Origin of the sequence: Mycobacterium sp. SMC-19 (assembly GCF_045310815.1) — a bacterium.
GTDB lineage: Bacteria > Actinomycetota > Actinomycetes > Mycobacteriales > Mycobacteriaceae > Mycobacterium.
Genome location: NZ_JBJIAM010000003.1, coordinates 21,946 through 40,268 on the forward strand (window position 1 = coordinate 21,946; position 18,323 = coordinate 40,268).

Below are 18,323 nucleotides of genomic sequence, written 5' to 3' on the forward strand. Positions count from 1 at the left end.
GTGGACACGGGATCGAGGCGTACCCAGGTACGGATTGCTGCGGCAGTCCTCGGTGCGATCTTGCTTGCCGCCACCGTGTTCACCTACCTGTCCTACGTGTCGGTCTTCAGCTCCACCGACAAGGTCACCGTCACCTCACCGCGCGCCGGCCTGGTGATGGAGCAGGATGCCAAGGTCAAGTACCGCGGGATCCAGGTCGGCAAGGTCAAGTCGATCAAGTACCAGGGCGACCAGGCCAAGCTCCTGCTGTCCATCGACAGCTCCGCGATGCATCAGATCCCGTCGAATGCAGCGGTTCACATTGCCGGCAATACCATCTTCGGGGCCAAGTCGGTGGAGTTCATTCCGCCGCCGGTGCCTTCGGGTGCGACGCTGCGCAACGGCGCGAACGTTCAGGCCTCCGCTGTCCAGCTGGAGGTCAACACGCTGTTCCAGAAGCTGACCGACGTGCTCGACAAGATCGACCCGGTCCAGCTCAACGGGTCGATCAGCGCGCTGGCCGAGGGCCTGCGGGGCAATGGCGACAACCTGGGCGGGCTGCTGTCCGGGTTGAACAACTATCTCGGAAAGCTCAATCCGAAACTGCCGCAGCTCCAGTCGGGCTTCGCCAAGACCGCCGTTGTCGGCAACATCTACGGAGATGCCGCCCCGGACCTGGTGACGACATTCGACAACGTCCCAACGATCAGCAAGACTCTGGTTGACCAGCGGGAGAACCTGAGCAAGGCGTTGCTGGCGACGACCGGGCTGGCCAACAACGGCTACGACACCTTCGCTCCAGCCGCAGACGACTTCATCGCCGGTGTCCAGCGCTTCCGGGCCATGTCCAGTTTGCTGGCGGAGTACTCGCCGGAGTTCGGCTGCCTGCTCAAGGGGATTCAGCGGGCGCTTGAGCGTTTCGGTCCGTCGCTGGGTGGCACCAAGCCTGCTCTCTACGTGCAGTCCAGCTTCATCCCGGGCGCGCCGGCCTACACCTACCCGGAGAGCCTGCCGGTGGCCAACGCGTCCGGTGGTCCGAACTGCCGCGGCTTGCCGGACATCCCCAGCAAGCAGTACGGGGGCTCCTGGTTCCGGTCGCCGTTCCTGGTGACCGACAGCGCCTACATCCCGTTCCAGCCCAACACCGAGGTGCAGTTCGACGCGCCCTCCACCGCGCAGTTCCTCTTCAACGGTGCGTTCGCGGAACGGGATGAATACTGATGAACTCGCGCAGCACGCTGATCAAGGTCACTATCTTCACCATCGCCATGCTGTTGGTATCTGCCGGCCTGGTGGTGGTGTTCGGCGAATTCCGGTTCGCCTCGAACCACACCTATCACGCTGATTTCTCCAATGCCTCCCGGCTCAAAGGCGGCGAGGACGTCCGGATCTCCGGTATTCCGGTGGGTACGGTGAAACGCGTCGAGTTGACGCCGGACAACAACGTCAGTGTCACGTTCGACGTGGACAAGCGCTACCAGCTCTACGACTCGACCCGCGCCTTGATCCGGTACGAGAATCTGGTCGGCGACCGGTACCTGGAGATCGCCTCGGGCGCAGGCGAATTGCGCAAGCTGCCGCCCGGCGGCACCATCGCGCGAGACCACACTCAGCCGGCCCTGGACTTGGACGCGCTGCTGGGCGGGATGCGTCCGCTGCTGAAGGGCCTGGACGGCGGCAAGATCAACGAGATCAGCAGCGCGCTCATCGAGCTGCTGCAGGGTCAGGGCGGTGCGTTGTCGCAGATGCTGGCCAGCACCACGTCTTTCACCACCACCCTGGCCTCTCGCGACCAGCTCATCGGGGACGTGATCAACAATCTCAACACTGTGCTGACCACCGTCGACGACAAGAGCGAGCAGTTCGACGCCACGGTCGACCGGCTGCAGCAGTTGATCACCGGGTTGGCGCAGGGCAAGGATGCGATCGCCGGGGCGATCGGACCGCTGTCCTCGGTGGAGAACGACCTCGCCGACACCCTGCGCCGCACCCGGCGACCGCTGCAAGGCGTGATCGAGAACGCACGGCCGTTGGCCACCGTGCTGGATAAGCGCAAGCAGGAGCTGAACGACGTCATCGACCCGTTGGAGGAGAACTACCTGCGGCTCAATGCGTTGGGCGCTTACGGCTCGTTCTTCAACATCAACTACTGCACGGTCGCGCTGAAATTCAATGGCCCCGCCGGCAGCGACATCACGCTGCCCATGGGCGGCCAGAATGACACGAGCAAGGGGAGGTGCTCTCCTGTCAAAAACTGACGGCGTAAACCCGGTTCGCACGGGTCTGTTGGGCATCGCGTTGGTGGCGTGCCTGGTGTTGGTGTCGTTCGGTTACACCAGCTTGCCGTTCTGGCCGCAGGGCAAGACGTATCACGGCTATTTCGCCGATGCCGGCGGCATCATCCCGGGCAACGACGTGACGGTGTCCGGGATCCGGGTGGGCAAGGTCAAGTCGGTGTCACTGGCGGGGGCCAGCGCGAAGGTGGACTTCACCGTCGACCGCAAGGTCCGGGTGGGGGATCAGTCGTTGGCCGCCATTCGCACCGACACCGTGCTGGGTGAGAAGGCCCTGTCGATCACTCCCGCCGGCGGCGGTTCGGTCACTTCGATCCCGCTCGAGCGCACGCGTGCCCCGTACACGCTCAATAACGCACTGCAAGACCTCGGCGGCAACGCCCGCGATCTGGACAAGCCACGATTCGAAGAGGCCCTGCAGGTGCTCACCGACTCGATGCGCGAGGCGACCCCGCAACTGCGGGGAGCGCTGGACGGGGTGACTTCCCTGTCGCGCAGCATCAACCGCCGCGACGAAGCGTTGGGTCAGTTGCTGACTCACGCCAAGTCGGTCACCGGTGTGCTCAATCAGCGTGCTGACCAGGTGAACCGGCTGGTGCTCGACGGCAATCAGTTGTTTGCGGCCCTCGATGAGCGTCGGCAGGCCCTTGGCGCGCTGATCAGCGGTATCGACGATGTGTCGCAACAGCTTTCCGGATTCGTGACCGATAATGAGAAAGAGATCGGTCCGACCCTGAACAAGCTCAACCTGGTGTTGGACAACATGATCGAGCGCAAGGACCGGATCGCCGGAGCGCTGGAGCGGCTGCCCGGATACGCCACCACACTCGGCGAGGTGGTGGCCTCGGGGCCGGGCTTCCAGATCAACCTGTACGGCCTACCGCCGCCCACCATGTCAGAGGTGATGGTCGACATGTTCTTCCAGCCCGGCAAGCTCCCCGACAGCCTGGCCGACTACCTGCGCGGGATGATTTCCGAGCGCACGATCATTAAGCCGAAGTCACCATGACGCGCCGAACTTCACGCCTTGTCCTCGCCGGGCTGCTGGCCGTACTGCTGGCGACCGCCGCATATGTCGTGCTGCCTGCGCAGCGCAGCTACCGCATCACCGGCTACTTCGCCTCGGCGGTGGGCCTTTACCCGGGCGACGACGTCCGAGTGGTCGGGGTTCCGGTCGGTCGCATCCAATCCATCGAGCCACGGGCCGAGAACGTCAAGATCACCATGACGGTGAACAAGGACGTGCCGCTGCCCGCCGACGTCCATGCGGTGCTCATGGCACCGAATATCGTCTCCGCCCGCGTCATCCAGCTGGCCCCGGCCTACACCGAAGGTGCGAAGCTGGCCGACGGGGCGGTGCTCGGCGAAGACCGCACTGCCGTGCCGGTCGAATGGGACGAGGTCAAGCAGGAACTGACCCAGCTCAGCGCGCAACTTGGTCCTGAGCAGGGCAAGCTCAACGGCGCACTCAGCGCCTTCGTCAACCAGGCCGCGGACACCTTCGACGGCAAGGGCGATTCGTTCCGCAACGCACTGCGTGAACTGTCGGCGACCTCTGGCCGGCTCGGGGACTCGCGCACCGACCTGTTCGGGACCGTCAAGAATCTGCAAGTGCTGGTCGACGCTCTGTCGGGCAGCAACGAGCAGATCGTGCAGTTCACCGACCACGTTGCGGCGGTGTCGGCGGTGCTGGCCGACAGCTCGGCCGACCTGGACGTCACGCTGGGAACCCTCAACCAGGCGCTGCGCGATGTGCGCGGCTTCCTGCACAACAACAACGACGCGTTGATCGCGCAGGTCAACAAGCTCTCGGAGTTCGCCCAGACGCTGTCGGATCAGAGCGAGAACTTCGAGCAGGTCCTGCACATCACCCCGCACGGCCTGGTCAACTTCTACAACATCTACAACCCCGCGCAGGGCACGCTCGCCGGCTTGCTCTCCCTGCCCGACTTCGCCAACCCGGTCCAGTTCATCTGCGGCGGTGTCTTCGACATCGGCTCGGTGCCGGACAACTTCAAGCGGGCGGAGATCTGCAAGGAGCGCATGGGGCCGGTCATGCGGCGCTGGTCGATGAACTTCCTGCCGTTCTTGTTCCACCCGATCAACTCGATCACCGCCTACAAGGGCCAGATCATCTACGACACGCCCGAGACCGAGGCAAAGGCGCAGACCCCGGTGCCCTACCTGAAGTGGCTGCCCGCACCGGGTGTCACGCCGCCGAGCACCGAAGATGTCGCCGCACTGTTCCTGCCGCCGCCGGCGCCGGGGCAGCTGGGCACGGCGCCCGGCCCGACGGGGCCGGCGCGACCCGGTGCCGGCGCACCACGGGAGGGCGGATGAAGGTGAAGTCGATGGCCGGAGCCGCGCGGCGGGTCGGCCGACGGGGAGCGGTACTGGGGGCCGGTGCCCTGGTGTTGTCGGGCTGCCAGTTCGGCGGGCTGAACTCGCTGAGCATGCCGGGAACCGCGGGCCACGGCCGCGGTTCGTACAGCATCACGGTGCAGCTGCCGGATGTGACCACGCTGCCGCAGAACTCGCCGGTGATGGTCGATGACGTGACGGTCGGCAGCATCTCGGGCATTCGGGCGGTGCAACAGCCGGACGGCAGTTTCTACGCTGCGGTCAAGCTGTCGCTGGACGGCAACGTCGCATTGCCGGCCAACGCCACCGCGAAAGTGGCCCAGACCTCGTTGCTGGGTTCCCAGCACATCGAGCTGTCGGCACCGTACGACCAGCCTGCGGTCGGCAAACTCGCCCCCGGCGATGAGATCCCGCTCAGCCGGACCGGGCGCTACCCCAGCACTGAAGAGGTGTTGTCGTCGCTGGGTGTGGTGGTGAACCAGGGCAATCTTGGTGCGCTGCAGGACATCACCGAGGAGACCTATGCCGCCGTCGCTGGGCGGGCCGGTACCTTTGCCACCCTGGTGCCCCGGCTAGCCGAACTCACCGCATCGCTGGACCGCCAAGCCCGCGAGATCGTCGCGGCCGCCGAGGGTCTGAATCGGGTTGGGGCAACCCTGGCCCGTAGCGCCCCCAGCCTGGCGCGGGCGCTGGACACCATGCCGGGCGCACTGGCGGTGCTCAACGACAACCGCGCCAACATCGTCGATGCGTTCGGGGCCCTGCAGCGATTGGCCGTGGTCGGATCACGGATCATGACCGAGACCAAGGAAGACTTCGCGGCCGACATCAAGGACCTCTACCCGATCGTCAAGGCCTTCGCCGACAACGCCAACGAGTTGGTAGCGGCGTTCCCGTTCATCCCGACGTTCCCGTTCCCGTCGATGTACCTGCGCAACGCGGTGCGCGGCGACTTCCTCAACGTCTATGTCACCTTCGACATGACACTGCGGCGATTCGGCGAAACCGTGTTCACCACGGGTGGTTTCGACCCGAACATGCCGCACATGCATGACGTCCTGAACCCGCCCGACTTCTTGATCGGTCAGATGGCGAACCTGTCCGGACAGGCGGCCGACCCGTTCAAGATTCCGCCAGGCACGGCTGTCCACTATGAGGAATGACCTGCGATGCTGACCCGCCTCGTCCGAATCCAGCTCGGGATCTTCGCCGTGGTCACCGTGCTGGCCGTCGGCGCGATCTCGATTCTGTACCTGCACGCGCCGAGCCGGATCGGCATCGGCACCTACAAGGTGACGGCCGACTTCATCGGCGGCGGTGGCATCTACAAGAGCGCCAACGTGACCTACCGCGGCGTGACGGTGGGCAGGGTCGGCGACATTCACCTCACCGACCATGGCCTCGACGCCGAAATGCGGCTCAACAGCAGCACCAAGATCCCGGGCAATGTCACCGCCACCGTGAAGAGCATGTCTGCGATCGGTGAGCAGTACATCGACCTGGTCCCGCCGGCAGGGGAGACGGCCTCCGGGGTGCTGCGCAACGGCGCGCGTATCGGCCAGGACCGCACCGCGATCGGCCAGGACATCGCCGGACTGCTCGATCAGGCGCAGTCGCTGGTCGACAGCGTCGCCAACAGCCGCCTTCGCGACCTGCTGCACAGTGCATTCGACGGCTTCAACGGCTCCGGGCAGGAACTGGCTCGGATGATCGCCTCGTCACGGCAGTTGGTCGATGAGGCCAATGACAACTTCGACGCGACTTCGAAGCTGATCGACCAGTTCGAACCGTTGCTGGACGCCCAGATCCGCAGCGGCGACGGCATCCGGAAGCTGGCTCAGTCGCTGGCCGTGGTCACCACCGAGGTCCGCAACGCCGACCCGCAGCTCCGCGAGGTGCTGCAGACGTTGCCCAGCGTCACCGACGAGGCCAACACCACCTTCGGCGGAATCCGTGCGTCGTTCCCGTCGCTGGCGGCCAGCATCGCCAACTTCGGGCGGGTCGGGGTCATCTATCGCAACTCCATCGAGCAGGCGCTGGTGGTCTTCCCCGCGCTGGCGGCCGCCCTGATGACCGTCGCCGGCGGCGTGCCGATGGAAGAGGGCGTGAAGCTGGACTTCAAGATCGACATGCATGACCCGCCGCCGTGCACCGTCGGTTTCTTGCCGTTCACCGAGATGCGCACACCGGCCGACGAAACCGTCCGCGAGTTGCCCAAGGATCTGTACTGCAAAGCCGCGCAGAACGACCCGTCTGCGGTCCGCGGTGCCCGCAACTACCCCTGCATGGAGTATCCGGGCAAGCGGGCGCCGACCATCCAGCTCTGCCGCGACCCGCGCGGCTACGTCCCGGTCGGCAGTAACACCTGGCGCGGCCCGCCCGTCCCGTATGACACCCCTATCACCGATCCGCGGATGCTGACTCCGATGAACAAGTTCCCCTACATCCCGCCGTCGTCGGATTACGACCCGGGCCCGCCGGTCGTGGCGTTGCCGCCGGGTGTCCCCGCCGGCCCCGGCCCGGCGCCCAACCCGCCGTACCCGCTGCCGTACCCGCCGAATCAGCTCGGCCCCAACCCGCCGGCGCCGTGGCCCTACTACGCGCCACCGGACCAGAACATGCCGACCAGCCCCGGGGGCAACGGTGGCCTGCCTGCCTACGGGCGTGACCCAGCGCCGGGTCCGGCTCCCGGTCCGGCTCCGGGACCGTTGCCCGCCGAGGCCAGCGGCGTCGCGTACAGCACCTACGACCGGTCCGGCAAGTTCGTGGATCCGGCCGGCAACAGCGGAGTGTTCGTCTCCGGCTCGGACAAGTGGCTGCCCGCGGAGAACTGGGCTGACCTGATGCTCGCGCCGAGGCAGACGTGACCGGACCCGACGACGCGAAGGTCCGGCGCCGGGCCTCGCGGGCTGCGGGTCCAGCGGGTGATGCCGCCGAACCAACGCCGGCCACCGTTCGGATTCCGGCACCCAGCCGAGCCGCGGTGCGGGCGGTTCGGCCGGCCGGACCGCCGCCGCGGCGGCGACCCAACGCCCGCAAGACCGCGCAACTGGCGGGCGCCGCCGGGCTCGCGGCATCCATCCTGCTGGGCGGGATGGTCGGCGCGCTGGCGGTGCAACACCGGCATGCCGACATGGCGCAGCAGCGGGACCAGCGATTCGTCGACGCCGCGATCCAGACCGTGCTGAACATGTACACCTATACGCCCGACACCATCAGCGACCAGGTGGACCTGTTCGTGGCGGGCACCAGCGGGCCGCTGCGCGACACGATGGCCGCGAACGCCGAGAACCTCAAGGCGTTGCTGCGGGAGACCAAGCACAGCTCCGAAGCCGTCATCAACGCCGCGGCTCTCGAAAGCGTCGATAATGTCTCTGCCAACGCGTCGGTGCTGGTGGCGATGCGGGCCACCGCCACCGATGTGGATGGCGTCAACAAGCCGTCGCAGCCCTACGCCTTGCGGGTGGTCGTGCACGAAGACGATGCGGGCAATATGTCCGCCTACGACCTCAAATGGCCGGACGGCAGCCGATGACGCGCCGGTGGATATGGCTCGCGGTCGTGGTCGGATTGATCGGCGCGTTCGTGGGGTTGGGTGCCGCGGCGGGATCACTGTACTGGAGCCGGGTCGAGGCGCGGGGTGAACAATTGGCCCGCACCGAGTTGGTCCAACTGGCGAAGGACGAGATCCCCAAAGTGCTCGGCTACGAGTACAAGACGGTGGAAGGCAGCCTGACCGAGACGTACCCGATGTTCACCGGGGACTACCGACGCGAGTTCGAAGCCCGGGTGGTCAACGACATCATTCCGCAGGCCCGCGCGCAGCAACTGGTGAACCAGGTCGACATCGTCGGCATCGCTGCCATGCCGTCGCATCGGACTTCCGGTTCGGTGCTGGTCTTCGTCAACCGCACTGTGACCGGCAAGTCCAAGGAGAAGTACTACGAGGGCAGTCGCCTGCGGGTCGACTTCCGCAAGATCGACCGCAAGTGGCTGATCAGCAATATCGTGCCGATCTAGCTGAAAGGATGAGCGCCATGGGGAAACTCGTTCGTGGTCTGGTCGCCTTTGTTGCGGCGATGACGGCGGCCACCGGGCTGGCGGGTCAAGCCGGCGCCGACGACGATGCAGCACCGGAAGGCACAGTCGAGGGCGTCTACACCTACAACGACGGTGCGAAGACCGCGACCTGGACGATCTATCCACTGTGCGTCCCGACCGTCGGCGACGGCCGAGTGCCGCTGCACCTGGCCGTGGGCTGCAAGCTACAGGTCGAAAGCAACGGACCGCCCGGACAGGCCGGGGCCTACCGGCTGTCGAACGGCCAGTGGACCTACAAGACACCGCTGCTGGCAGGCACCCGGTGCTCCGATGGCAGCACCGCCGGCAGTGACGAGATGTACCAGTTCGACACGTCGCTGCGCGGCACCTACACCACCGCGCACAATGCGGTGTGTGGGCTGCAGCCCGGGTTGAGCAAGCGCGCGTTCACGCTGACGTTCGTCTCGCCGTTGCCGAACCCGGTCATCCACTACCCGCTGAACTGCCAGGACAACCCGCAGCATCTGTGTAGCTAGCGTCGATCGCAAGCGCGGCGCCAGCCGGGCGTAGCGGGTCGGCGCCGTCGGCTGAGCTACTCCGCGGAGTCGGCCAGCGCGCCGAGGAATGACCGCGCCCAGCGGTCCACGTCGTGGGCCAGCACCTGACGGCGCAGCGCACGCATCCGTCGACGGCCTTCCTCGGGGGTCTGGTTGACCGCCGCCTCGATGACGTCCTTGACGCACTCCAGGTCGTGCGGGTTGACCAGGTAAGCCTGGCGCAATTCCGCTGCCGCACCGGTGAATTCGCTCAGGACCAAGGCGCCGCCCAGGTCGCTGCGGCAGGCCACGTATTCCTTGGCGACCAGATTCATCCCGTCGCGCAGCGGGGTGACCAGCATGACGTCGCTGGCCACGAAGAACGCGATCAGCTCGTCGCGGGGGACCGGCCGATGCAGGTAGTGCACCACCGGATGGCCGACCTCGCTGTACTCACCGTTGATATGGCCGACTTGACGTTCGATGTCGTCGCGCAGGATCTGGTAGCTCTCCACCCGTTCCCGGCTCGGAGTCGCCAGCTGCACCAGTACGGTGTCGTCCCGTTTGGCGCGTCCCTCGGCCAGCAGCTCGTTGAACGCCTTGAGTCGGACGTCGATGCCTTTGGTGTAGTCCAGTCGGTCCACGCCGAGCAGGACCTTGCGCGGATGGCCCAGTTCGGCACGAATCTCCTTGGCGCGCCGACGGATCCCGCGTTCCCGGGCCTTGCGGTCCAGTTCGCCTGAGTCGATGGAGATGGGGAAGGCGCCGACCCGCACGGTGCGATCGGTCAGCCGCACCTCGCCGAACCGGCTGCGCACCCCGACTGAGCCTCGCGACGTGACGGCGCCGGCCAGGTTGCGGGCCAAGAACAGGAAATTCTGGGCGCCGCCGGCCAGGTGAAAGCCGACCAGGTCGGCGCCGAGCAGGCCGTCGACGATCTCGGCGCGCCACGGCAGCTGCATGAACAGCTCCACCGGCGGGAACGGGATGTGCAGGAAGAAGCCGATGGTCAGATCGGGGCGCAGATCCCGCAGCATCTTTGGTACCAGCTGCAGCTGATAGTCCTGGACCCAAACCGTGGCACCCGGCGCGGCGGCCCGCGACGCGGCTTCGGCGAAGCGGCGGTTGACGTCGACGTAGCGGTCCCACCACTGCCGGTGGTAGATCGGTTTGACGATCACGTCGTGATACAGCGGCCACAGGGTGGCGTTGGAGAAACCCTCGTAGTACTCGGCGATATCAGTGGTGTCCAACGGAACCGGATGCAGCCGCAGATCGTCGATGTCGATCGGCCCGTCGGGCGCATCGAGGCTGCCGGGCCAGCCGACCCAGGCGCCGCGGCGCTTACGCAGCAGAGGCTCTAGTGCGGTGACCAATCCGCCGGGGCTGCGCTTCCACGCCGTCGTACCGTCCGGGAGCACCTCGATGTCGATCGGCAGCCGGTTGGCCACTACGACGAAATCGGACTCTCCCGGTTCATGCGGCGGTTCCAGTTTCGGCTCTCCTTCGTCGAGCCTCGCTGAACCGACGGCCTCCGGCATCTACGCCCCGTTCTTGTCGGGTGTCGCGGGCCCGATCCCCAGCATGGACAGGAACACCCGACATTCGTCGGCGTCCTCGGCATACGCGGCGACCACTCGCCGGGCCTGGCGCGCGGTGCTGTCGGCCAGCGGTTCCACGTCCTCGATGTCGGCGTGTTCGGATTTAGCAGGCATGCATTGACTCTAGCGAAGTGCGCGCTGTGTCACACCTGGCTCGGGCAGCTCAGGCCGGCCGCCGTAGCCTGTGATGCGAAGACGACGAGGGCGGAGGCAATGGTCACATCGGACACCGCATCGGAGCAGGCTGGCGATACTTCGGATCGCCTGGTCGACTACGAATTGCTCGACGACGGGCGCATCGCCCGGATCTGGCTGAACCGCCCCGACGTGCACAACGCGCAGAATCGCACCCTGCTGGTGCAGCTCGATGAAGCGTTCGGCCGCGCCGAGGCCGATGACACCGTCCGGGTGGTGATCCTGGCCGCGCGCGGCAAGAACTTCTCTGCCGGCCACGACCTGGGTTCGGAGGCCACGTTGCTCGAGCGGCGCCCCGGTCCGGCGCAGCACCCGACGTTCCAATCGCACGGCGCCACCCGCGAGCCGGTCGTGGAGAAGACGTATCTGCAGGAGTGGCACTTCTTCTTCCAGAACACTTGCCGGTGGCGGGACCTGCGCAAGATCACCATCGCGCAGGTGCAGGGCAACGCCATCTCTGCCGGGCTGATGTTGATCTGGGCCTGCGACCTGATCGTGGCCGCCGAGAATGCTCGGTTCTCCGACGTGGTCGGGGTGCGCCTCGGCATGCCGGGTGTGGAGTACTACGCCCACCCGTGGGAATTCGGCCCCCGCAAGGCCAAGGAGCTGCTGCTGACCGGGGACTCGCTGGACGCCGACGAGGCGCACCGGCTGGGCATGGTGTCGAAGGTGTTCCCCACCGATGAGCTGGCGGACAAGACGCTGGAGTTCGCCCGACGTATCGCGAAGCTGCCCACCATGGCCGCGCTGTTGATCAAGGACTCGGTGAACGGAGCCGCCGACGCGATGGGCTTCACCGAGGCGTTGCGGCACGGCTTCCACATCCATCAGCTGGGTCACGCGCACTGGTCGGCTCACAACGAGAACCGGGCCCCGTTGGGGTTGCCGCCCGATGTCGAGGACTGGCGCACCGCCCGGCCCACCGCCGTGGCCCGCCGCGATCAACCCTGACTGGGAGCCACCCGTCGTTCGTTGCTCTCGCCGAGCGTGAAGTTGGCTTCACACCCGACGCGTGAGCGTGAAGCCAACTTCACGTTCGGCGGGGGCGGCGGCCTGACGCGTGGTTCCATAGGTAGAACCTGTTTCAGTTTCGATGTGAGGGGTCGGTGTGCAGCTTTCCTTTGAAGACCGCAGCTACCTGGTCACCGGCGGTGGCAGCGGCATCGGCAAGGCCGTGGCGGCCGGGCTGGCGGCCGCGGGCGCCGATGTTCTGATCGTTGGGCGAGACGCCGATCGATTGGCGAAGGTGGCTGCCGAGCTGGGCGACACCGTCCGTCACCTGCCGACCGACGTCACCGACGAGGACAGTGTGATCGCCGCCGTCGATGCCGCCGTGGCCGAGACCGGCCGGCTGCAGGGGGTGGTGCACTGCGCCGGTGGATCGCAGACCATCGGGCCGATCACCCAGATCGACTCGGAGCTGTGGCGGCGCACCGTCGACCTCAACGTCAACGGCACCATGTACGTGCTCAAGCACGCCGGCCGGGCGCTGGTGCGCGGCGGCGGGGGTTCGTTCGTCGGGATCTCCTCGATCGCGGCCAGCAACACCCACCGCTGGTTCGGTGCCTACGGCCCGACCAAGTCGGCGCTGGACCACATGATGCAGCTGGCCGCCGACGAGCTGGGTGCCTCCTGGGTGCGGGTCAACAGCATCCGCCCGGGCCTGACCCGCACCGAGCTGGTCGCCCCGATTCTGGACTCGCCCGAGCTCAGTGAGGACTACCGCGTCTCGACCCCGCTGCCGCGGCCCGGCGAGGTCGAAGATGTCGCCAACCTGGCGCTGTTCTTGCTCAGCGACGCGGCCGGCTACATCACCGGTCAGGTCATCAACGTCGACGGCGGGCAGATGCTGCGCCGCGGCCCGGACTTCTCCTCGATGCTGGAGCCGGCGTTCGGGGCCGACGGGCTGCGCGGAGTGGTCGAAGGCTAGCGGTCCTAGAGCCCCGCGTCGCGTTCGGCCAGGGTGGTGATCGCCGACCAGTCCAACTGTCCGCCGCCGTTGGCGAGCAGCGCCAGGAAACGGTCGCGCAGCAGGCTGCCCAGCGGCAGCGGCACGGTCAGTTCCTCGGCGGCCTGCAACGCCAACCGGACGTCCTTGAGGCCGAGGGTGGCGGCGAAACCGGCCGGCTCGAAGCTCTTGCGGGCGATCAGGTCGCCGTAGGTGGCATACGCCGGGGCGTTGAACAGCGTCGAGGTGAGGATGTCGACGTAGTTCACCGGATCCACGCCGGCCTTCGCCACCAACGCGATGGCCTCACCGAGCGACTCGATGACGGTGGCGAGCAGAAAGTTGCCGGACAGCTTCACCAGATTGGCGGTGTACGGCTGCTCGGACACCACAAAGGTCCGCTGACCGATCGCCTCGAAAAGCGGCGTCACCAGATCCAGCACTGCGGGTGCCCCCGCTGCGATCACGAAGAGCTTTGCCGCCGCGGCGGCCTCCGGCCGGCCGAACACCGGTGCGGCCACATAGGACTGCCCCGCGTCGGCGTGCGCGGCGGTGAGCCGTCGGGCGAGCGCCACGCTGATGGTGCTCGACGAGATGTGGGTCCCGCCCGGTGGCAACGACGCCACAACGCCACCCGGGCCGAGCGCGACGTTCTCGACGGCGTCGTCGTCGGCCAGCATGGTCTGCACCACGTCGCCGCGGCAGGCGTCGGCCACCGTGCGCGCCGCCGTGGCGCCCTGCTGGGCCAGGGCATCCACCTTGGCCGGTGACCGGTTGTAGGCGGTGACGGCGTGGCCCGCCTTGAGCAGGTTGGCGGCCATCGCATTGCCCATGTTCCCGAGTCCGATGAATCCGACGTGCATGGTGTCCACCTTGCCCTGTATGTCTGTAGGACGGAACGCAAAGGCCAGAGGAGGACGTCTCGTGGGTGTTTACGCGGTGACCGGGTCGGCATCCGGCATGGGACGCCAGGCGGCGGAGAAACTGCGGGAGGCCGGTCACACCGTGATCGGGGTCGACCTGCGCGACGCCGACGTCGTTGCGGACCTGTCCGGCCCGACCGGACGATCCGCCGCCGCCGAACAGGTGCTGGCCCAGTGCGGCGGCCGCCTCGACGGCGCCGTCATGGCGGCCGGGCTGGGCCCGAAGCCGGGACCGAGCATGCCCCGGACCATCTTCGAGGTGAACTTCCGCGGGGTGGTGGAGCTGCTCGACGCGTGGCGGCCGGCGCTGGCCGCCGCTGCCCGAGCCAAGGTGGTAGTGATCGGCAGCAATTCGTCGACCACCATCCCCGCCGTTCCCCGTCGGGCCGTGCATGCCCTGCTCGCCGGCAAGACGGCACGAGCGGTGCGCACGGTGAAGCTGCTGGGCCCCGCGGCGCCGTCGATGGCCTACGGCGCATCGAAGATCGCGGTGACCCGCTGGGCGCGCCGGCACGCGGTGACTCCGGCGTGGGCCGGCGCCGGGATCCGGCTCAACGTGCTGGCGCCCGGGGCGATCCAGACCCCACTGCTCGACGAGTTGTTGGCGATACCCCAGCAGGCCAAGGCTGTTCAGTCGTTCCCGGTGCCGGTCGGCGGGTACGGCGATCCGGCACAGCTGGCCGACTGGATGATGTTCATGCTCTCGGATGCCGCGGAATTCCTGTGCGGCAGCGTCATCTTCGTCGACGGGGGCACCGACGCCTACTTCCGCGGCGACGATTGGCCGCGCAGTCTCGGATTGTCGGGAGTGCCGCGCTACCTGATGCGGTTGAGGTCGTTCACCAAGACGCGTCAGGTTTAGGTCGGTCGCTGCGCACTCGACCGTCCGCATCGAGTAGCCGACCCTGACGCTTCACCGGGTGCGTGACGGTGGCGCGGTCGCGGACCTGCCAGCCGGGAGCCAGGGCGGCCGCCGCGGACTCGAACTCCGCCAGATTGGCCAGCGACACGAATCGCGCCACCAGCACGAGGTTCGCCGGACCGACGACCGTGGCGCAGCGCAGCACCGGCGGCAGCGAAGCGATCGCCCGCCCGGCACCGTGCGGATCCTCGACCTCGACCTCGAGCAGAACGGCCCGACCCGCGCCCACCGCCGGCGCCACGACGTCACAGCCCAACCGGATCGACTGGGTCCGCAACGCCCGATCGAGTACTCGCCGGGCGGCGACTTCGGAGGTCCCCAAGCGTCCGCCGAGGTCAGCCAGACTCATCCGGGCATCTTCGCCGAGGGCGGCGGTCAGGTCGGCGACAACCTCGGGACGGGGTGGCCGCCCGCGGTCGACCGTGTTCGTGTGGGCTCTCCCGAGGTGGGCCTGCTGGGCCGGGGACAGCACCCGAAGCCGCCATTGGGCATCCTCGCGGTGCACGGCGCTGAGGAAGACCGTGCGCGCCCCGGTCACGTCGGGGTGTTCGGCGGCGAGCCGTTCGACCTCGTCGTGCAGCGGAGCAAGGCCACGGCCGAGCAGGATCGCGGCGACGGCGTCCGTTCCCGCCAGCACGTCGACGGCCAGGACGTCCTCGCGTTCGGCGATCCCGGTCGCCACCGCCGCCGCTGAGCCCGGGCGGCAGGCCAGGCGGACCAGCGTTGCGTCGCGATCGGGGGCCAACTGCTGCGCGCTCGGCCGGACGACGAGCCAGGCGAGCCGGTCGTCGACGAGTCGCTGCCATCGGCGCGCTGCGGTCGCGGGGTCGACGCCGAGGGCCGCCCCGATCGCACGCCAGGGAGCCCGCGGCCATACCTGGAGGGCGTGAATGAGGGCGAGGTCGATCTCGGCCAGGGGTTCGGGGGGCCGCCACGCCGCAGGCAAGGGCCCATTCACGAGCCCGAGAATAGCGAAATCCTGCGTGAGCGGTCAGTCTTATGTCGGAACAGCGCAGAGTTTCATGGGAAAGCGTCGGATCAACTTAAGGTCGCAAGGTGATCCGCACCGGCGAACTCGTAGCCACCATCGCCGACCTCGTCGACCTCGCCCCCCGCGCCACCGGCACCCCGGGCGGCTACGCGGCCGCCGCGTACGTGCGCGACCGGCTGACCGCCGCCGGCCTCGATGAAGTCTGGATCGAGCCGGACGACGCCTTCCGCTGGCAGGCGCCGCGCGTGGGCGTGCGCGTCGGTCACGAGCAGGTGCCCGCCTCACCCGTGCGGCACAGCCAGTTGCCGGCCCACGACGCCGTGGGGGCGTGGTCGACCGGACCCGACGGGCTCACCGCCGAGGTCGTCGACGCACGCTCCGACCGGATCGCACGTCACGACGTGCGGGGACGCCTCGTGCTGTTCGACCTGAGGTTCACGATGAGCCAGGCCAGCCTGCTGCCGCTCGCCGAGTACGTCCACGACCCCGGTCGGCGGATGCTGCGCCGCGAGGTGCTCACGTCGCGCAACCCATACCTGACGACGCTGACCCGGGTCATGACGGAGGCGAAGGCAGCTGGCGCCGTCGGCGTGATCGGCGTGCTGGCCGAGTATCCGGAGTCGTTGGCCTACCACAACGAGTACTACCGGCGCGCACTCATGGAACTGCCGGGTGTCTGGGTCACCCGCGGCGGCGGCGCGCGCCTGCGCACCCTGTTGCGCGAGGAACCGCGCGCGACGCTCACCCTCGATTCGACCCGCGAACGCGTCCGATCGTCGACGGTCGTCGGCGTCCTGCGGGGCCGCTCCGCCGAGACGATCATGGTGCAGTCCCACCACGACTCGGTCGGTCCCGGCGCCGTCGAGGATGCCAGCGGCACCGCCGAGGTCATCGCGATTGCCGAGGAGGAGGTCGCTCGTGCCCGCCTGGCCGGCCCCCGCGAGAAGACCTTGATGTTCGTCACTTTCGACACCCACTTCACCGGCTACCAGGCCCACCAACGCTTCGCCCGCCAGTACGCCCTGGACCCGCAGAGCCCCTTCCCGCTGGCCCTCAACCTCACGGTCGAGCACGTGGGCCTGCGGTCTCGCGTCGGCACCGGCGGCGGGTTCGAGACGCTGCGCGACACCGAGCCACGCGCCTTCTTCGAGAACGTCGGTCCCGCGTTGAAGTGGCAGTTGGTCCGCACGATTCGCCGCCGCGGACTGCACTCCACCTCGGTGCTCAACGCGACGGCCCTGGAGTTCCTCGTCGGCGGCATCCCCACGGACGCCTCGTTCACTCTGGCAGCGGGCGTGCCCACGATCAGCCTCGTCTCGGGCCCCTTGTACCTCTACGACGATGCCGACACCATCGAGCAGGTGGACGTCGACCAGCTCGAGGCCGTGGGCCGGGCCTTCGTCGACCTCATCGACGCCGCCGACAACCGGCCGGCAGGACGGATCGGCTTCGTCCCGCGGCGCCTACGTCGCCTGCTCCCGCGGGGCCGCTGGTGATCGTCGACTCCGTGGCGTTCGGGTCGACGTCGATCGATGGCGAACCGATGACGCAGACCGGACTGGTGTGGTTGCCGGACGGTCCGCCACCGGCATCGGGCTGGCCGGTCGTGACGTACGGCCACATGACGACCGGCGGTTCGGACCGGGCCGCGCCGAGCCTGGCCACGACTGGCCATCCCGAGTCGCGCCGCATCCACCAGGGTGACGCGTTCGTCTCGCGGCTGGCCGCCGCCGGCGCGGTGGTCCTCCAACCGGACTACGAGGGCCTTGGCAGCCCGGGCCCGCACCCGTACCTGCGCGGCGCCTCCCTCGGGCGCAGCGTGCGTGACCTGCTGGCGTGGGCCCGCGAGCAATGGCCGCTCGACGGTCGGTGGATCAGCGCCGGCCACTCCGCGGGGGCTCTCGCGGCGTTGCACGCCGTCGCTGCCGGACCCATCGAGGGGTTCGACCTGCGCGCCGTGGTCGCCTTCACACCCGTGACCCGGATGGGCCAGACGATCGGGGCAGCCCTGCGACTACCGGTCGTGCTGCCCGGATTCCAGGTGGTGACGGCGCTCATCGCCCTGATGATCGACGGCGCGGCGACGACGACGGAGCCGTTGCGGACGCTGTTGGCGGACGGCGGGCTGAGCCGCGAGGCGCTGGCCCTATGGCCGCACTTGGGCGAACGCTGCCTGAGCGAGCTGTGCGGAAGCGACTCCTTCGGCGCGCTCGCGCCCCGCGCCCTGCTGGGGCCGAGGGGGACCGAGGTGCGCCAGCACCTGCTCGACTCGTTTCGGGCCGATGAGGTGGCCGACCTGCGTCTGCCCGCCGGCGTTCCCCTACGCATCGACGCCGGCCGATTCGATGAGGTGGCACCCTGCTGGCTCACCCGCCGCCTGGCCCGGTTGCACCGCGCACGCGGCACCGACGTCGAGCTGCACTGGTGGAACGGTATGCACTCACGCACAGTCGATCTCGCCGCGGCCGCCGCTGCGGATTGGTGTCGGGGGAAGCTCTGGCAGTGACGTTCGAGGGTGGTCCGGTGACCTGG

At 68.0% G+C, this 18,323-nt stretch carries 18 protein-coding genes; 14 read left to right on the plus strand and 4 right to left on the minus strand.

Annotated features, from left to right (window positions below; genetic code table 11):
* From ACJH5R_RS07605 to ACJH5R_RS07645, 9 genes are read left to right on the plus strand one after another with little or no spacing between them, the layout of a single operon-like run.
* Entirely contained in the window at positions 1–1,200 is a 1,200-nt protein-coding gene (locus ACJH5R_RS07605; RefSeq protein ID WP_406781644.1) for an MCE family protein, read from the plus strand.
* A complete protein-coding gene (locus tag ACJH5R_RS07610) occupies positions 1,200–2,237 on the plus strand; it encodes an MCE family protein (RefSeq protein ID WP_406781645.1) in 1,038 nt (345 codons plus the stop codon). Before ACJH5R_RS07605 ends, ACJH5R_RS07610 begins: the two co-directional genes overlap by 1 nt.
* Positions 2,197–3,282, plus strand: a complete 1,086-nt coding sequence (locus tag ACJH5R_RS07615) for a virulence factor Mce family protein (protein WP_406781646.1) — start codon at positions 2,197–2,199, stop codon at positions 3,280–3,282. Before ACJH5R_RS07610 ends, ACJH5R_RS07615 begins: the two co-directional genes overlap by 41 nt.
* Entirely contained in the window at positions 3,279–4,613 is a 1,335-nt protein-coding gene (locus ACJH5R_RS07620) for an MCE family protein (RefSeq protein ID WP_406781647.1), read from the plus strand. The genes ACJH5R_RS07615 and ACJH5R_RS07620 overlap by 4 nt, the downstream gene beginning before the upstream one ends.
* An 11-nt stretch (positions 4,614–4,624) precedes the next feature.
* On the plus strand, positions 4,625–5,797 hold the full coding sequence (locus ACJH5R_RS07625; RefSeq protein WP_406781648.1) for an MCE family protein: 1,173 nt from the start codon (positions 4,625–4,627) through the stop codon (positions 5,795–5,797).
* A gap of 6 nt (positions 5,798–5,803) precedes the next feature.
* Positions 5,804–7,501 carry an MCE family protein gene (locus tag ACJH5R_RS07630; protein WP_406781649.1) on the plus strand — a complete coding sequence of 566 codons (1,698 nt, stop codon included), beginning with the start codon at positions 5,804–5,806 and terminating at the stop codon, positions 7,499–7,501.
* The gene (locus ACJH5R_RS07635) at positions 7,498–8,169 is read left to right on the plus strand and encodes a mammalian cell entry protein (protein WP_406781650.1); all 672 of its coding nucleotides are present in this window, start codon (positions 7,498–7,500) and stop codon (positions 8,167–8,169) included. Before ACJH5R_RS07630 ends, ACJH5R_RS07635 begins: the two co-directional genes overlap by 4 nt.
* Positions 8,148–8,654: a mammalian cell entry protein gene (locus ACJH5R_RS07640; protein ID WP_406781651.1), complete on the plus strand. Its 507-nt coding sequence runs from the start codon at positions 8,148–8,150 to the stop codon at positions 8,652–8,654. Before ACJH5R_RS07635 ends, ACJH5R_RS07640 begins: the two co-directional genes overlap by 22 nt.
* A gap of 17 nt (positions 8,655–8,671) precedes the next feature.
* On the plus strand, positions 8,672–9,211 hold the full coding sequence (locus ACJH5R_RS07645; protein ID WP_406781652.1) for a hypothetical protein: 540 nt from the start codon (positions 8,672–8,674) through the stop codon (positions 9,209–9,211).
* A gap of 56 nt (positions 9,212–9,267) precedes the next feature.
* Here the strand turns inward: ACJH5R_RS07645 and ACJH5R_RS07650 are convergent, their stop codons facing one another.
* Both ACJH5R_RS07650 and ACJH5R_RS07655 read right to left on the minus strand, forming a co-directional pair.
* The gene (locus ACJH5R_RS07650) at positions 9,268–10,752 is read right to left on the minus strand and encodes a trehalose-6-phosphate synthase (RefSeq protein ID WP_406781653.1); all 1,485 of its coding nucleotides are present in this window, start codon (positions 10,750–10,752) and stop codon (positions 9,268–9,270) included.
* A complete protein-coding gene (locus ACJH5R_RS07655) occupies positions 10,753–10,926 on the minus strand; it encodes a hypothetical protein (RefSeq protein WP_109403096.1) in 174 nt (57 codons plus the stop codon).
* 99 nt (positions 10,927–11,025) lie between these two features.
* On the opposite strand from ACJH5R_RS07655, the gene ACJH5R_RS07660 reads away from it, so the two are divergent.
* Together ACJH5R_RS07660 and ACJH5R_RS07665 are read left to right on the plus strand one after the other, a co-directional pair.
* Complete coding sequence (locus ACJH5R_RS07660) at positions 11,026–11,958, plus strand: enoyl-CoA hydratase (protein WP_406759639.1); 933 nt, start codon at positions 11,026–11,028, stop codon at positions 11,956–11,958.
* A 157-nt stretch (positions 11,959–12,115) separates the two neighbouring features.
* A complete protein-coding gene (locus tag ACJH5R_RS07665) occupies positions 12,116–12,937 on the plus strand; it encodes an SDR family oxidoreductase (protein ID WP_406781654.1) in 822 nt (273 codons plus the stop codon).
* A gap of 5 nt (positions 12,938–12,942) precedes the next feature.
* Here ACJH5R_RS07665 and ACJH5R_RS07670 read toward each other — a convergent pair whose 3' ends face one another.
* The gene (locus ACJH5R_RS07670) at positions 12,943–13,818 is read right to left on the minus strand and encodes an NAD(P)-dependent oxidoreductase (protein WP_406781655.1); all 876 of its coding nucleotides are present in this window, start codon (positions 13,816–13,818) and stop codon (positions 12,943–12,945) included.
* A gap of 61 nt (positions 13,819–13,879) precedes the next feature.
* Here ACJH5R_RS07670 and ACJH5R_RS07675 point away from each other — a divergent pair, with 61 nt between their 5' ends.
* Entirely contained in the window at positions 13,880–14,740 is an 861-nt protein-coding gene (locus ACJH5R_RS07675) for an SDR family oxidoreductase (RefSeq protein ID WP_406781656.1), read from the plus strand.
* On the opposite strand, the gene ACJH5R_RS07680 is transcribed toward ACJH5R_RS07675, so the two are convergent.
* Positions 14,718–15,758 carry an Lrp/AsnC family transcriptional regulator gene (locus ACJH5R_RS07680; protein WP_406781657.1) on the minus strand — a complete coding sequence of 347 codons (1,041 nt, stop codon included), beginning with the start codon at positions 15,756–15,758 and terminating at the stop codon, positions 14,718–14,720. The two genes, ACJH5R_RS07675 and ACJH5R_RS07680, sit on opposite strands and share 23 nt — an antisense overlap.
* Before the next feature lie 98 nt (positions 15,759–15,856).
* Here ACJH5R_RS07680 and ACJH5R_RS07685 point away from each other — a divergent pair, with 98 nt between their 5' ends.
* Entirely contained in the window at positions 15,857–17,287 is a 1,431-nt protein-coding gene (locus tag ACJH5R_RS07685) for a M28 family peptidase (protein WP_406781658.1), read from the plus strand.
* Positions 17,284–18,297, plus strand: a complete 1,014-nt coding sequence (locus ACJH5R_RS07690; RefSeq protein ID WP_406781659.1) for a lipase — start codon at positions 17,284–17,286, stop codon at positions 18,295–18,297. Before ACJH5R_RS07685 ends, ACJH5R_RS07690 begins: the two co-directional genes overlap by 4 nt.
* Positions 18,298–18,323: the final 26 nt, after the last annotated feature.